This window comes from Helicobacter pylori (assembly GCF_016755635.1).
Taxonomy (GTDB): Bacteria; Campylobacterota; Campylobacteria; order Campylobacterales; family Helicobacteraceae; genus Helicobacter; species Helicobacter pylori_CQ.
The window spans coordinates 22,906-37,320 of sequence record NZ_CP051500.1; the positions used below are offsets into that span (position 1 = coordinate 22,906).

Genomic DNA, 14,415 nt, shown 5'->3' on the forward strand with positions numbered 1-14,415 from the left:
CTTAAGAATAAAATCAAAAAACTTTGTTTGGTGGAAAAAATTAAAAAAGTTTAGAAAAATAAAAGCTTTATGAAAAGTTAAAAAGCGAGTGAGAAGTCAGCGTAAAAAGATTAAACCCCCAAAAAAGAGAGGGTTCAAAAAAGAAATCCCTTAAAAAGGGAGTTTTAAGCTTTTAGTAAGCGAACACATAGTTCAAATACACGCTATAAAGCCTTCTGTATTGCAAGGTAGTGCCTAGCAAAGAATAATAATTCGTGTTGATCGTGGGGATCTTCACGCCTAATTCCATGCCATGTTGCGCGCTATGATCAGCGCCTCTTCTCTTATTTCTGGCGAGATTGGTCCTTAAGCCCAGATTGAATAAGAATTGGAAGTTAGAGGTGTTGATTTTAGCCTTATAGTAGTTATTCACATTCGCCAAATTCACATACTGAGAATTAAGCCATGAAGTCCCAGCTAGTTGGATACCGCCAAACGCGCCAAAAGAAATTTTATTGTGTTTAGTGGCTTTATCGTTGATGAAATTCACTAACAAATCGCTCCCCACGCCATAAGTCCAAACATCAGAATCGGAGTTGAAAAATTGGGATTTGTTATAGGTGTGGTTGTAATCCACAAAGCCGTAGTATCTCGCGCCCCATCGTTTGTTTTTCCCAAAGAATTGCTTATAGCCCACTTGAAAGCCGATCCCATTCATCGCGCCGTTATTGGTGGTAGAAGCGGCGATTAGCCCGGCGCGCCTGAAAGGGTTACTGCCTAATTCTTGAGTCCTAGATTGCACTTGAGAATGGATATTGGAGTCAATGTAGTAGTTATCCTGTATGCCTTGCGGGCTGTTAGGGTTAGTCTTTTTGCTCACCACATTTTGTAAAGATTGAGCGTCAGGCAAGCTTGAAATGGCTGCTGTGATGCTGTCATAATGTTCGCCTAGTTTTTTATACTGACTGCTGAAGTTCGCTAAAGTGTAGGCGAGGTTTTGCGCGTTATGGATTTGCTCGGCTTGGTCGCCAAAATGAGCGATGCTGTTTTTTAGATTCGTTACGGTCTCTCCCACATACGCGCAACCGGCTCCCCAAGTGTTATCAGTAACCGTTCCAGATGGCGTGCCACGGAGATTGCCGTCGCTACCCTTTTCATGGCATACTCCTAAAGAGTCTTTCACGAACGCTTCAGGGATTCTTTCAAAGTCCTTCACCACTGCTTGGGCGCGGTTTAAAATCTCCGCTTGCGCTCTAGCGTTAGCGAACATGCTTTGAGAAAAGCTACTAGCGTCTTTATAGGGGTTGAATGTCTTCCCAGTGTCTAGGTTGTGCTGGTTTTGTGCGTTTGTGGCAACGATCTTGGATTGCTCTACGGCTATTGCAGCGTTTTTGATCATGTCTTGAATCGCGCTGATTTCATTTTTAAAAATCCCGCACGCGCTCCCATCGCCTTTCAAATATATTCCTTCCCATAAACTACCACTGCTTGCACCACCTTTACCACCATTATTGATCCATGGGCATGCGCTATTAAGGGTAGTCATAATAATGCTAGCCTGTTCTAAAAGAACTTGAGCGTTATTTTTTGTAACAATTTCTTCTTTATTTTTATTATTGTTATCATTGTTGCTCCCATTGATTGTAAATTTAAGTTCGGTGTTGGTGTCGCTTAAGGCAGGAATATCCTTCCCACTTACTCCAAAAGCCTTTTGGATGATTTGATAGGCTTTATTGATTTTGGCGTAATTTTCAGTGGATATAATGCTATATGGTCCTGGTTCATATCTAGTAGTGCCACAAGTAATCTTATCTGTCCATGCTGCTGGAACATTTTCAAAGGTTTGAACGCCCCCATTTTTATCTTTGTCAGGGCCAGGGCCGCAAGGGCTGATCGCATAGCTCATGACTTGCCAAAACCCCGCTGCCGCATTCAAGGCTAAAAGCACCGCTTGATACGCCGGGGAATTCTTTTTATCATTGATTAAATTCTTCGCACTCGCATTCAAATTAGTCCTTGCGTTATTGATAGCGTTGGGATCGGCGGACTGCCTGATGAGAGTGTTTAGGGTGTTGTAACTCGTTAAAAGGTTGTTCAATCTCTCATAGCTGTCTGAAAGATCTTGAATGCCTTTAGTGTTTTTCACCATTTGAGCGGATTCACCGATTTGATAGCCCGCGCTCACAAAAAAGCCGTTGTCTTCAGCGCTTAAAGCGGAAACTAAAAGCGAACCTAAGGTTAATGACAGAAATCTTTTCTTCATGTTTTCTCCTTTACTTCTTGAAATAAGATTGATTTTGTCCGTAAATCTTACAGAAATGTGTCTTTAAGTAAGAACATACCGCAAGCTTTCGTTAATATAGTATAAATTAATGCGATTTTGATATTAATTAGGCGTTTTTGCCCTTTCAAAAAAAAAAAAAGGTTTTTGTAGCGTTTCTAAACAAATATTAAACCAATAAAGGTCATTTTAAAAGAAATGAGGTTGTTTGAATGGGGGTAGTTACAAAAAAGGGGTTTTAACTTTGATTGTTTGAGATTTGTTTGTAAAAAGGATTTTTCTTTAGATTTGTTGTAAATTTTGTTGTAAAAAGGATTTTCTTAAGGAGATAGACTTAAGGAGATAGAAAGGTTTTGCAATCATTCCCCCCAAAAACTCAAGGGTTTTTTTAAAAAAAGCGGTGGTTTCAATGAAACGCTAATTTCTAAGAGCGTTCCCTAAACCTCAAAAACTCAAGGGTTTCTTTAAAAAAGCGGAGTTATCCTTGAGTTTTGGGGCGTTTGCATGCGATTATTCAAAAAGCTTGGTGCGAGATCCTCACTCTTGTGAAGCACCCAAACGCTAAAGATGATTGGGATTTCTGCTAAGGAGTCTTAAATTTAAAAAGGCTTTGAGCGTTTTTAAAACTATCATCAACGCTCTGTTAAAACAGAGCCTAGCCTAACATTAATTTAATCCCCTACATAGACTTGTCTTGGACGCGTGATTCTAGCTTGCGGGCTTTTGACATGCTCTAATAGTTGAGCGCACCAGCCTACGGTTCTGCCAATGACAAACACCGGCGTGAAAAAACGCACCGGGATTTTTAAAGCCCTTAAAATCGTGCCGGAGTAGAAATCCACATTAGGGTAGAGATTCCTTTCAATGAAATACTCGTCTTTTAGCGCGATTTCTTCCACTTTCGCAGCGATTTCGCTCAACCTCTCGTCCATCTTAACGCCTTTTTGGTGCAGTTCGTCTTTCAGGCCTTTTAAGATTTTTGCACGCGGATCGTAGCTTTTATACACCCTATGCCCAAAGCCCATGAGTTTGAAACTATCGTTTTTGTCTTTCACGCGCGCAATATATTTATCCACATTTTTCACATCGCCGATTTCTTCTAATTGCAAAAGCACTTTTTCATTCGCTCCGCCATGCAAATGCCCCCATAAAGCGCTAATGCCCGCGCTAATAGCGGCATAAGGATGCACGCCGGTGCTAGCGACATTCCTTACCGTGGTAGAAGAGGCGTTTTGCCCATGGTCAGCGTGTAAGGTTAGGATTTTATCAAAGGCTTCCACTTCTAGGGGCGTGATTTCCATTTCGCCTTGAGTGGTGTGTTTTAAGCGGCTATAAGGATACCCTCTCAACATGAAAAGGATATTTTCCACATAAGAGCGCGCGATATCCGGATAAATAATGGGCGCTCCCACTTCATTACGATAGCAAATAGCCGCAAGCGTGGGGATTTTAGCGACAATCCTTCTAGCCATAGTCTGGTAATCTTCTTCAGTGTGCATGTTTTGGTGCGTGGAATAAAGGGTGGATAAAATAGACACGCCGCTAGAGAGTTTCGCCATAGGGTGGGCGTTACTAGGGAAAGCTGAAAACATGTTGAGTAAGCTCTCATGCACAAAGCTTCTGTGGCGCAATTCTAATTCAAACTCCAAGCTTTCTTCTTGATTTTTGGGCAATTCCCCTGTGAGAAGCAATTTGCACACATCTACATATTTGTATTTGGCGACTAAATCTTCTATTCTATGCCCTCTGTAATACAATTCGCCTTTTTTGCCATTGATATAGCTGATCTTAGATTGGCACCCAGCAGTAGAAGAATACCCTGGATCGTAAGAAAAAAACCCGGTCGTTTCAAAAAGCTTGGAAAAATCCACCGCTTTAGGCCCACGAGTGCATTCAATCGTTTCAAATTCATAGCGTTCATTATTTTCATTATTGATTAAAGTAACAGACATTGTGATTCCCTTAAGTTTTGATAGTATCCAACTCCTAATTATAAGCCAAAAAATTAAATGATTTCTTTTTAAAAACATTTTCGTTTTTTCAAGTTATTTCCAACCGCTACTTTTAAACACGCATTCAAAAAAAGATTTTTAAGGGTTATATAGTATTTTTGCGCTAGTATAGTTACTCAAACTTTAGAAAAAGGACGAGAGATGGCTTACAACCCTAAAATTTTACAAAAGCCTAAAGAGGGCGAAGAAATTACGATTAAAGACAACAAATTGCATGTGCCAAACCACCCCATTATCCCTTTCATTGAGGGCGATGGCATTGGATCAGATATTACCCCGGCGATGATTAAAGTGGTGGATAGCGCGGTTCAAAAAGCGTATAAAGGCGAGAAAAAAATCGCATGGTATGAAGTGTTTGTGGGCGAAAAATGCTATCAAAAATTCAAAGATCATAAGGAATTAAGCCCTGAAGAGCAATGGCTCTTACCGGACACTATTGAAGCGATTAACCATTATAAAGTTTCTATTAAAGGGCCTTTGACCACGCCTATTGGTGAGGGGTTTAGATCTTTGAATGTGGCGTTACGCCAAAAAATGGACTTGTATGTGTGCTTGAGACCGGTTCGGTGGTATGGGAGTCCTAGCCCGGTGAAAGAACCACAAAAAGTGGATATGGTGATTTTTAGAGAAAATTCTGAAGACATTTATGCGGGCATTGAATGGCAAGAAGGTAGCACGGAAGCGAAAAAACTCATCCATTTTTTACAAAATGAACTAAAGGTTAAAAAAATCCGCTTCCCTGAAAGCAGCGGCATAGGGGTAAAACCCATTAGTAAAGAAGGCACAGAGAGGCTAGTTAGGAAAGCGATTGAATACGCTATTGATAACGACAAGCCAAGCGTAACTTTTGTGCATAAGGGCAATATCATGAAATACACCGAAGGGGCGTTCATGAAGTGGGGCTATGCGCTCGCTCAAAAAGAATTTAACGCTCAAGTCATTGATAAAGGCCCATGGTGTTCTTTGAAAAACCCTAAAACCGGTAAAGAAATCATCATTAAAGACATGATTGCTGACGCGTTTTTGCAACAAATCTTATTGCGCCCTAGCGAATACAGCGTCATTGCGACCATGAATTTGAATGGGGATTATATCTCTGATGCGTTAGCGGCGATGGTGGGGGGCATTGGTATCGCTCCTGGGGCTAATCTCAATGACACAGTGGGCATGTTTGAAGCCACCCATGGCACCGCTCCTAAATACGCTGGGCTGGATAAAGTCAATCCGGGGTCTATTATTTTGAGTGCGGAAATGATGTTAAGGCATATGGGCTGGGTGGAAGCGGCTGATTTGATCGTCTCTGCGATGGAAAAAGCGATTAAAAGCAAGAAAGTCACTTATGATTTCGCTCGCTTGATGGATGGGGCTAAAGAAGTCAAATGCTCTGAATTCGCTAGCGTGATGATTGAAAACATGTGAAAGAGCGTTTTTTAAGCTCTGGTGTTTGAATGCGAAAAAAGGCTAATACTATCATAAGGAATGAAGTTGATAAAATTTGTGCGTAATGTGGTTTTGTTCATTTTAACGGCGATCTTTTTAGCACTCATGCTTTTGGTGAGCTATTGCATGCCCCATTATAGTGTGGCTGTCATTAGCGGGGTGGAGGTCAAAAGAATGAATGAAAATGAAAACACGCCCAATAATAAGGAAGTAAAAACCCTTGCTAGAGATGTCTATTTTGTGCAAACTTACGACCCTAAAGATCAAAAAAGCGTAACCGTTTATCGTAACGAAGACACGCGCTTTGGCTTCCCTTTTTATTTTAAGTTTAATTCGGCTGATATTTCAGCTCTCGCTCAAAGTTTAGTCAATCAGCAAGTGGAAGTGCAATACTATGGCTGGCGGATCAATTTGTTTAACATGTTCCCTAATGTGATTTTTTTAAAGCCCTTAAAAGAGAGTGCTGACATTTCAAAACCCATTTTTAGCTGGATTTTATACGCTTTGCTGTTAGGGGGCTTTTTTATCAGCGCACGTTCTGTTTGCACTTTATTTAAGAGCAAAGCTCATTAATTCTTTCAGGCTTTGTTGGAAAATCACAATGGGGTTATTGGAGCGTGTATTAAAAAGCTCAATATAGGGCAAACTGACGCTGTGAAAAGCGGTGTTATTTTCCCTCAAATTGATAGCGATTTTATAGTCTAGTTGGTGGGATTTCAATAAAAAATCATTCAGCAAACAATCATTAATCAATCCCAAATTATCATGGCTAATCAAAAGCATTTTAGCTTTTAATTTTAGGGCCAAATCCAGCATGTTTTCTTCTAAAGTGATAGGCACGCATAGCCCCCCAGCCCCTTCAACAATGACTAAATCGTAAGTTTTGGTGAAATTGTGAAGGCGTTGGATTAAATGATCTATATCAATGGGGGCGTTTGGATCTTCTTCTTGTTGGGCGATGAGAGGAGCTGAAGCTTTAGCGTAACGATAGAATGAAATGTCTTTTAAGGTTAAAGAGCGATCTAAAAGGCGGTTATCTTGCAAGAACAAATGCGCATCGCTAGAGTGGTTAATGGCGTCATTAACGCCCGTTTCAATGGGTTTTAACAAGATCGTTTTAACGCCACAAGCGTTGCAATATTTTGCTAAGAGCCTAGTGCATGTGGTTTTTCCGGCATTGGTGTTAGTCGCGCTGATAAAGAGCATGGTTTAACCTTTAAAACTATAGTCATTACCTCTAAACTGATAAGCCCCATCAAAGATTTGAGAAGTCAATACATTTTTGATTTGTGGTAACTTCACATTTTTAAGTGCTTCTCGTGGGACTTCAATGACTAGTCTCTCAAACGCTTGGTCGCTCATAGGGTTATCAATATCAAAAATGAAACTTAAGATATTGTGGAGCGAATTATATGTAACCCTGTCAATTAACGCATAAGTTAGTCTTACTCCCTCTGCTTGCTCTATAGCGGTTACAATACTTTTAGATAGTCTAGGGCTGATATTGTTAAGTTGTGTCGCTAAATCTGTCGGTGAAATAAAGCAATAACCTGCATCGGTGTCTATGGTGTTAGCAATCAATGTCCTACTCACTTTTTTGCCTTGTCGCATAGCTTTAAAAAGATTATTAACTTTAAGCGCATTTTCATAGCTTTGTCTAAAACTAGCATTCAACACTTTCTTTCTGTTTTCTCGCTCTTTAATAGCTTGTAGTTCGTATTTCTCTATGTCATCAGCATCAAAAGTTCTAGGACTGCCATGATATTGCCTTGCTTTAATAAAGCTTTTAACCCCATTCTCAAGTTGTCTGTAAAAACCATCAGCATTCTTTGGGATACTCATCGCCTTAATTTGTGTCTTACCTAACTCATCAAAGAATACACCATAATTGTCCTTGCCCTCTTTTTTAAAGAATGTATAAACGCTATTGTGTAAGCGTGTGATAGATTGGGTTATAGAAGTGGAGAATGTAATGCCTGTAAAAGTCCAATCCACTTTACCAAAATCCTTTTGTGTCGCTAATAGTAAATCCACTTTGCCAGTCTTGGCGTTTTCACAATAACAAATCGCCATTTGATTAAAAAGTCGTGCCAACAATAATAGATGATTTTTCAAATCAAACGCACTACTAGGTTCGTTTTGAAACACAAAGAAGCTAACTTCTCTGTCTGGTAAAAGAGTGTCCTCGAGATTATCTTTCCAATACCCAATCACTTGAATATATCCTACAAAGTCTCCCCAACTATCTAAATACGCTTTTAGATGTCTTGTCCTTTCCATATTGTCTTTATAGGTGAAGCGGTATTTTTTGACAAATTTATCGCTAGACATAAAGTCTTTCATTGTGGCTTTGCTATTAAGGGCAGTGTATCTGTCCATAAATTTCTGTCCAAATATATTGCGAAGTGTTCTATAAATGTTAGTGTTCCCTTTAAAGAAGTCTTTAGCTTTTATAGGTTTGTGCCAATCTACTTCAGCGTATTTGTCTTGCCAATATTTAGCCATTTTTTTGGCGTCAGCTCTATTATAACCGCTCTTATACGCTTCTATCAATAATTCTCGTTCCTTTTCAGTGAAGTCTTTAATAAAAGCGTCTTTAAAAGGTCTAAACGCCGAGATAGTCCCAAAAGGTAGTCCGCTTTTGATTTTATTGACAATGCTGTTAAGATTAGCGCTCTCAATTGTAGAGCCTTTAATAGTCGTATCTTTTGCGTTTTTAAGTCGTGAGAGTTCCTCACCAAAGGCATCTAGTGTCGCTCTTAAAGATAGTCCTTCTTTTATCTTTACTCTAGGTTTATTTTGTCTAGCTAATTTCTTGTCCGCTAACGCCTTATCAATAGCCGATGTCAAAGAAGTAGAAGTGTTTCTTTGTGGCTCATCAACAAATTCTAAAAAGTCGTAATTCAATAGCATTATCGTGTCCTTTTCTTTAAGCGAGATTGTAGCGCTTTATCTTTGAGCTTTCAGCGGGTCATTAGGGTTTATTTGGTATAATATCAAAACTTCATTTAAGGTTGGTTCTTATGAATATTTTATTTGGGATTAGCGACACGCAAGAATGTTATAACGCTATTAAATTCGCTGTCAAATTAGCCCATTCGCTTAAAGAGGTCCGTTTCACTCTATTGCATGTGAGCATGGAAGTGTTTATTTATAGCGAAAGCGGGATGATGGATTACGGCCAAACAGAAGCCTTAGAAGAAGAAAAAGCTAAGGCTTTGTTAAAGCAATTTGAAGACGCTTTCAAAAAAGAAAATATAGAGTGCGAGAGCGTTTTAAAAAGCGGTGATTTGATTGATGTGGTTTTAGAAATGGCTAAGGATTATGATTTGTTATTGATTGGGGCGAGCGAATCTAATTTGTTGTATCGTTTGTTCATTTCGCACCAAAATAGCCTTGTTGAACAATCCAGTATCCCTGTTGTGATCGCCAAATAGCATGAATAAGCAACATGAAAGCATGGATAAGCGGCATGAAAATGTATAACATACCCACCCCCACCATGGCGCAAGTGATCATGGTTGATGACCCCATTACGACAGCGGAATTTGTCATCTCTGCTTTGAGGGATTTTTTTGACAAGTCTTTAGAAGAGGCCAAAGCCCTCACATCAAGCATCCATCGTGATGGCTGTGGGGTTTGTGGCGTCTATCCTTATGATATTGCCAGGCATAGGGCAGCATGGGTTAGGGATAAGGCCAGAGCGTTAGAATTCCCCTTAAAATTATTGGTAGAAGAGATGAAATAATGGCTAAATTCAATCAAGATCTCAATGAAGTTCTAAACCAAGCTTTAAATTTAGCCCTAGATCTTAACCACGCCCTTTGCACCACAGAGCATGTGCTACTAGTCATTTTAGAACATGAGAGCGGGGAAAAGATTATTGGCGCTTTAGAAAGAGATGACTATGATAAATTAAAACAAATCCTTAAAGACTATTTGTTGCAATATGTGCCTTTAAAGAGCGATCCAGCCAAAATGCCTGCTAGGAGTTTTGTGCTATTAAGAATGCTTAAAAGAATGTATGCGAGCTGTTTTGAGAGCGTGGGCGTGGAAGAATTGCTTATTTTAATGCTGGATCACCCCGATTGTTACGCTTCAAAACTCATGGATAGTTTTGGCATCGCTCGTTTGTATTCTAATCCTGCTTTATTGGATTTGGATAACCATGGTATTCCTAATGACATTAATGATAATGAAGAAGCGCCCAAAAACACTCCCCTAAAAAAATACGCTAAAAATTTGAGCGCTTTAGCCCAAGACAACGCTTTAGATCCAGTCATTGGCAGAGAAGAAGAGATTTTAAGAGTGATAGAAATTTTAGGGCGCAGAAAAAAGAATAACCCGCTTTTAATTGGCGAAGCGGGCGTAGGGAAAACCTCCATCGCTGAAGCTTTGGCTTTAAAAATCGCTCAAAAAGAAGTGCCGGAGTTTTTGCAAGAATATGAAGTCTATTCTTTGGATTTAGCTTTAATGGTGGCTGGGGCAAAATACAGAGGGGATTTTGAAAAACGCTTGAAAAAAACGCTCAAAGAGATCCAACAAAACGGCCGTATCATTTTATTCATTGATGAAATCCACACCCTTTTAGGCGCAGGGAGCAGTAACGCTGGGAGCTTGGATGCGGCGAATATATTAAAACCGGTTTTAACGGATGGGGGCTTGAAATGTTTAGGAGCGACCACTTTTGAAGAATACCGCAGCGTGTTTGAAAAAGACAAGGCTTTCAACAGGCGTTTTTCAGTCATAAAAGTTGAAGAGCCTTCTAAAGAGGCGTGTTATTTGATCTTAAAAAAGATCGCTCCCCTTTATGAAGAACACCACCAGGTGCGTTATGATGAGAGCGTGTTTAAGGCATGCGTGGATTTAACGAGTGATTACATGCATGATAAATTCTTGCCGGATAAAGCGATTGAATTGCTAGATGAGGTGGGATCGAGGAAAAAAATCAGCCCTAAAAAGGGCAAAAAAATCGGCGTTGATGATGTGAAAGAAGCGCTCGCCATAAAGCTTAAAATCCCTAAAATGCGTTTGAGCAGCGATAAAAAAGCCCTTTTAAGGAATTTAGAAAAATCGCTTAAAAATAAGATTTTTGCCCAAACCGAAGCGATCAGTCTTGTTAGCAATGCGATTAAAATCCAGTATTGCGGGCTTTCTTCTAAAAATAAGCCTGTGGGGAGCTTTTTATTCGTGGGGCCTAGTGGGGTGGGGAAAACGGAGTTGGCTAAAGAATTGGCCTTGAATTTGAATTTGCATTTTGAACGCTTTGACATGAGCGAATATAAAGAGGCCCATAGCGTGGCAAAACTCATCGGGAGTCCTAGCGGTTATGTGGGGTTTGAGCAAGGGGGGCTGTTGGTGAATGCGATTAAAAAACACCCGCATTGTTTGCTGCTTTTAGATGAAATAGAAAAAGCCCATTCTAATGTGTATGATTTGTTGTTGCAAGTGATGGATAACGCCACTTTGAGCGATAATTTAGGCAATCAGGCGAGTTTTAAGCATGTGATTTTGATTATGACTTCAAATGTGGGGAGTAAGGATAAGGACACGCTAGGGTTTTTTAGCGCTAAAAACACCAAGTATGATAAAGCCGTTAAAGAGCTTTTGACTCCTGAATTACGCTCTAGGATTGATGCGATCGTGCCGTTTAACGCACTCAGTTTGGAGGATTTTGAACGCATTGTTTCTGTGGAATTAGACAAATTAAAAGCCCTAGCGCTAGAGCAAGATATAGCCTTAAAATTCCATAAAGAAGTTTTGAAATGCATCGCACAAAAAAGCTACCAAACGACTTTAGGAGCGAGGGAAATTAAAAAAATCATTCACAATGAGATCAAAACCCCATTAAGCGATCTACTGCTCTTGCAATCGTTTAAAAAACCTTGTAAGATCGCTTGCTTGCTGGAAAAAAACCAATTGGTTTTAAAAGAAATCAAGCGCGCGCAAAAGGTGAAAGAAAATGACTTTTGAAATGCTTTATAGTAAAATCCATAGGGCTACTATCACAGACGCTAATCTCAATTACATAGGCTCGATCACCATAGATGAGGATTTGGCCAAGCTGGCTAAGCTCAGAGAGGGCATGAAAGTGGAAATCGTGGATGTCAATAACGGCGAACGCTTCAGCACCTATGTGATTTTAGGGAAAAAAAGGGGCGAAATTTGCGTCAATGGCGCAGCAGCCAGAAAGGTGGCCATAGGCGATGTGGTGATCATTTTAGCTTATGCGAGCATGAATGAAGATGAAATCAACGCACACAAGCCGAGCATCGTGCTAGTGGATGAAAAAAACGAAATTTTAGAAAAGGGTTAGAGATGGATTTTAGTCAATTGGGCGGGTTAAGCGGGTTGTTAGACGGCATGAAAAAAGAGTTTTCCCAACTAGAAGAAAAGAATAAAGACACGATCCACACTTCCAAAAGCGGTGGGGGAATGGTGAGCGTGAGTTTTAATGGGTTGGGGGAGTTGGTGGATTTGCAAATTGATGACAGCCTGTTAGAAGATAAAGAAGCGATGCAAATCTATTTGATGAGCGCTTTGAATGACGGGTATAAAGCCGTAGAAGAAAACCGAAAAAATTTAGCCTTTAACATGTTAGGGAATTTTGCTAAATTGTGATGCTTCACAAAGCCTTTATTACCTTTATCGTTCCATGGTTTTTTTTAAATGGCTTAGGGGCTTATGATTTCAAGCATTGTCAGGCGTTTTTTAAAAAAGCGAGCCTTCAAAAAGGGGGCGTGGCTTTAAAGGAATTGCCTAAGGGCGTATATTTATATTATTCCAAAACCTACCCTAAACATGCCAGAGTCATCAAATCCGATCCTTTTGTAGGGTTGTATTTGTTGCAAAGCGCGCCAAGCGAGTATTTTTATACCTTAAGGGATTTAGACAAAGACGCCCTGATAAGACCAATGGCTAGTATAGGGGAGAATCAAGCCCTAGAAGCGCGGTTGCTTTTCAAGCAAAAAGGCTATGAACGCTACGCTCAAATTTCACAAGAGATTCAAAAAAATGGCGTTATCAGCAATATTTGCTATCAAATGTTAGGGCTAGGGGTAGGGGGGAATGGCTTTATAGAAACGAAATTCATCAAACGCTTTTTAAACCAAAAAGAGCCTTATTATGGGGATATTGGGGTGCGTTTAGAAGAACATCATAAGCGTTTAGTGGTAGCGCAATTTGATCCCTTTTTCCCTAAAAACCCTTTTTTAAAAAACGATGAAATCCTAGCGATCAATGATTACAAGATCTATTCGTTAGCGGAGTTTGAATGGGTGGTGAGCAATCTTAAATACCAAAGCCTTGCCAAAGTGAGAATCAAACGAAACCATAAAATCAAAGAAGTAACGCTCAAAGTCAATAAGCGTTATGGGGGGTTTTTACTCAAAGACACTTTTTTAGAGCGCTATGGCATCGCTTTAGATAGGCGTTTTATCATCACTAAAATAGGCACTCATTTGCCCAAAGGCCTAGATTTTTTAAAGCTTGGGGATAGGATTTTATGGGTGAATCATAAAAGCGTTTCGTTCAACCCGAAGGCTTTAAGAGAAGCGTTAAGCGCGCCTAAAATTGAATTATTAGTTTGGCGTAAAGGCTTTGAATTTTACATTAAAGTCCGTTGAAGTATTGATGAAAAATGACGCTTATGAGATTATTCTTTCTTGGTTTATCACGCCTCTCACGGCGATTTTAGGGCGTTTCGCTGAATTTTTCCTCTACACTTTGCATGCGCAATTGGTGTTTAATAGCGTGGTCGCTTTGGCGTTCATGCTCTTTGCTTATAGGAGCTTGAAAGAACAGAATTTTTTCAGCACTAGCGCGCTTTTAGAGACGTTATTATTTGTGGGGTTTTTTGCGCTGTTTAACTACGCTTTGAAAAACCCTTCGCGCTTTTATGAATTGTTTCAAAACGCTATTTTTATTGCGCCTAACATGATCACGCAAAGCCTTTCTCAAAGCTTGAGTAACTTTTCTAACCACGCGCTTTCTTTAGATTTTATCTTTAATCATGGTTTTTATGCCCTTAGTTTTATCAGCGATTTGAGCCATAATGAAATGTCTGTGTGGCTTTTTTTAAGCATTTTGCAAGGGCTTTTTTTGAGTGTGCTGTTTGCGATCATCATTTTAGTGTATTTAGAAGTGCATGTGTGGTGCTCTTTGGGGGTGCTGTTTTTAGCGTTTGGGTTTTTTAAAACCTGGAGGAGCGTTGTGGTTGCATGCCTAAAAAAATGCTTCGCTCTTGGGTTTTACAAGCCTTTTTTGTTGTTGGTGGGGTTTTTGAATGTGTCGGTTACTAAGGCTTTAATAGACGCGCATATGCAAGAAAAACAAGACTTAAGCCTTTTATTGGTGGTAGCGTTATTTTTGTGTTGCGTTTTTATCATAGGCGTGCCTTTTTTCATCAACGCTTTGTTTAGGGTGCAAAACAGCCTTAAAGAAACTTACAAACTCGCCACCAATTTGAGCGCTAACCTCAGCCAAAACGCCCTTAATTCCTTACAATATATCACGACCCCACCCGCTTCTTCTAGCGTTTCTTCTTCTATGAGCGGAAGCGTCTCTAAAGAAAAAGAAACGCATTCCCCCACATTCAAGGTAGAAACCACTCAATTAGATGTAAAAATCCCAAATTTCAAGCAAAAAAAGGTTAAAAAGGATACAATAAATACAAAAAATGAAATTTAAATAAATAGGAATTTA

Annotated in this window: 13 protein-coding genes; 9 read left to right on the forward strand and 4 right to left on the reverse strand. The window is 39.8% G+C overall.

Annotated elements, in window-relative coordinates; translation table 11 throughout:
• Positions 1 to 172: 172 nt before the first annotated feature.
• Together sabA and HG567_RS00140 are read right to left on the reverse strand one after the other, a co-directional pair.
• Positions 173 to 2,242 (reverse strand): Hop family adhesin SabA/HopD, encoded by a 2,070-nt coding sequence (sabA, locus tag HG567_RS00135; RefSeq protein WP_202163831.1) that lies wholly within the window; start codon positions 2,240 to 2,242, stop codon positions 173 to 175.
• 689 nt (positions 2,243 to 2,931) lie between these two features.
• A complete protein-coding gene (locus HG567_RS00140; protein ID WP_120902647.1) occupies positions 2,932 to 4,212 on the reverse strand; it encodes a citrate synthase in 1,281 nt (426 codons plus the stop codon).
• Between the two features lie 201 nt (positions 4,213 to 4,413).
• On the opposite strand from HG567_RS00140, the gene icd reads away from it, so the two are divergent.
• Together icd and HG567_RS00150 are read left to right on the forward strand one after the other, a co-directional pair.
• Positions 4,414 to 5,691, forward strand: a complete 1,278-nt coding sequence (gene icd, locus HG567_RS00145) for an isocitrate dehydrogenase (NADP(+)) (protein ID WP_000323979.1) — start codon at positions 4,414 to 4,416, stop codon at positions 5,689 to 5,691.
• Positions 5,692 to 5,757: 66 nt separating this feature from the next.
• Positions 5,758 to 6,285: a DUF1523 family protein gene (locus HG567_RS00150; RefSeq protein ID WP_194148509.1), complete on the forward strand. Its 528-nt coding sequence runs from the start codon at positions 5,758 to 5,760 to the stop codon at positions 6,283 to 6,285.
• Here HG567_RS00150 and bioD read toward each other — a convergent pair.
• Positions 6,262 to 6,918 carry a dethiobiotin synthase gene (gene bioD / locus HG567_RS00155; protein WP_202139736.1) on the reverse strand — a complete coding sequence of 219 codons (657 nt, stop codon included), beginning with the start codon at positions 6,916 to 6,918 and terminating at the stop codon, positions 6,262 to 6,264. The two genes, HG567_RS00150 and bioD, sit on opposite strands and share 24 nt — an antisense overlap.
• A 3-nt stretch (positions 6,919 to 6,921) precedes the next feature.
• Positions 6,922 to 8,625 carry a hypothetical protein gene (locus HG567_RS00160; RefSeq protein ID WP_202139737.1) on the reverse strand — a complete coding sequence of 568 codons (1,704 nt, stop codon included), beginning with the start codon at positions 8,623 to 8,625 and terminating at the stop codon, positions 6,922 to 6,924.
• A gap of 110 nt (positions 8,626 to 8,735) precedes the next feature.
• On the opposite strand from HG567_RS00160, the gene HG567_RS00165 reads away from it, so the two are divergent.
• The 7 genes from HG567_RS00165 to HG567_RS00195 are packed head-to-tail and all read left to right on the forward strand — an operon-like array spanning position 8,736 to position 14,400.
• Positions 8,736 to 9,149, forward strand: a complete 414-nt coding sequence (locus tag HG567_RS00165; RefSeq protein ID WP_001023008.1) for a universal stress protein — start codon at positions 8,736 to 8,738, stop codon at positions 9,147 to 9,149.
• 35 nt (positions 9,150 to 9,184) lie between these two features.
• Positions 9,185 to 9,460 (forward strand): ATP-dependent Clp protease adaptor ClpS, encoded by a 276-nt coding sequence (locus tag HG567_RS00170; protein WP_202140204.1) that lies wholly within the window; start codon positions 9,185 to 9,187, stop codon positions 9,458 to 9,460.
• Positions 9,460 to 11,685 carry an AAA family ATPase gene (locus tag HG567_RS00175; RefSeq protein WP_202163832.1) on the forward strand — a complete coding sequence of 742 codons (2,226 nt, stop codon included), beginning with the start codon at positions 9,460 to 9,462 and terminating at the stop codon, positions 11,683 to 11,685. Before HG567_RS00170 ends, HG567_RS00175 begins: the two co-directional genes overlap by 1 nt.
• Positions 11,675 to 12,028 carry an aspartate 1-decarboxylase gene (gene panD, locus HG567_RS00180; RefSeq protein ID WP_000142250.1) on the forward strand — a complete coding sequence of 118 codons (354 nt, stop codon included), beginning with the start codon at positions 11,675 to 11,677 and terminating at the stop codon, positions 12,026 to 12,028. The genes HG567_RS00175 and panD overlap by 11 nt, the downstream gene beginning before the upstream one ends.
• 2 nt (positions 12,029 to 12,030) lie before the next feature.
• Positions 12,031 to 12,333 carry a YbaB/EbfC family nucleoid-associated protein gene (locus HG567_RS00185; RefSeq protein ID WP_000347926.1) on the forward strand — a complete coding sequence of 101 codons (303 nt, stop codon included), beginning with the start codon at positions 12,031 to 12,033 and terminating at the stop codon, positions 12,331 to 12,333.
• Positions 12,333 to 13,337, forward strand: coding sequence for a PDZ domain-containing protein (locus HG567_RS00190; RefSeq protein WP_202140206.1), 1,005 nt, complete (start codon positions 12,333 to 12,335; stop codon positions 13,335 to 13,337). The genes HG567_RS00185 and HG567_RS00190 overlap by 1 nt, the downstream gene beginning before the upstream one ends.
• A gap of 7 nt (positions 13,338 to 13,344) precedes the next feature.
• Positions 13,345 to 14,400 (forward strand): type IV secretion system protein, encoded by a 1,056-nt coding sequence (locus HG567_RS00195; RefSeq protein ID WP_202140205.1) that lies wholly within the window; start codon positions 13,345 to 13,347, stop codon positions 14,398 to 14,400.
• Positions 14,401 to 14,415 lie beyond the last annotated feature (15 nt).

Excerpts from the sequence above, each read along its gene's own strand:
- HG567_RS00175 (WP_202163832.1), top strand. The coding sequence starts at position 9,460 with ATGGCTAAATTCAATCAAGATCTCAATGAAGTTCTAAACCAAGCTTTA.
- bioD (WP_202139736.1), bottom strand. The coding sequence starts at position 6,918 with ATGCTCTTTATCAGCGCGACTAACACCAATGCCGGAAAAACCACATGC.
- HG567_RS00185 (WP_000347926.1), top strand. The coding sequence starts at position 12,031 with ATGGATTTTAGTCAATTGGGCGGGTTAAGCGGGTTGTTAGACGGCATG.
- HG567_RS00170 (WP_202140204.1), top strand. The coding sequence starts at position 9,185 with ATGAAAATGTATAACATACCCACCCCCACCATGGCGCAAGTGATCATG.
- HG567_RS00195 (WP_202140205.1), top strand. The coding sequence starts at position 13,345 with ATGAAAAATGACGCTTATGAGATTATTCTTTCTTGGTTTATCACGCCT.
- panD (WP_000142250.1), top strand. The coding sequence starts at position 11,675 with ATGACTTTTGAAATGCTTTATAGTAAAATCCATAGGGCTACTATCACA.
- sabA (WP_202163831.1), bottom strand. The coding sequence starts at position 2,242 with ATGAAGAAAAGATTTCTGTCATTAACCTTAGGTTCGCTTTTAGTTTCC.
- HG567_RS00190 (WP_202140206.1), top strand. The coding sequence starts at position 12,333 with ATGCTTCACAAAGCCTTTATTACCTTTATCGTTCCATGGTTTTTTTTA.
- HG567_RS00160 (WP_202139737.1), bottom strand. The coding sequence starts at position 8,625 with ATGCTATTGAATTACGACTTTTTAGAATTTGTTGATGAGCCACAAAGA.
- icd (WP_000323979.1), top strand. The coding sequence starts at position 4,414 with ATGGCTTACAACCCTAAAATTTTACAAAAGCCTAAAGAGGGCGAAGAA.
- HG567_RS00165 (WP_001023008.1), top strand. The coding sequence starts at position 8,736 with ATGAATATTTTATTTGGGATTAGCGACACGCAAGAATGTTATAACGCT.
- HG567_RS00140 (WP_120902647.1), bottom strand. The coding sequence starts at position 4,212 with ATGTCTGTTACTTTAATCAATAATGAAAATAATGAACGCTATGAATTT.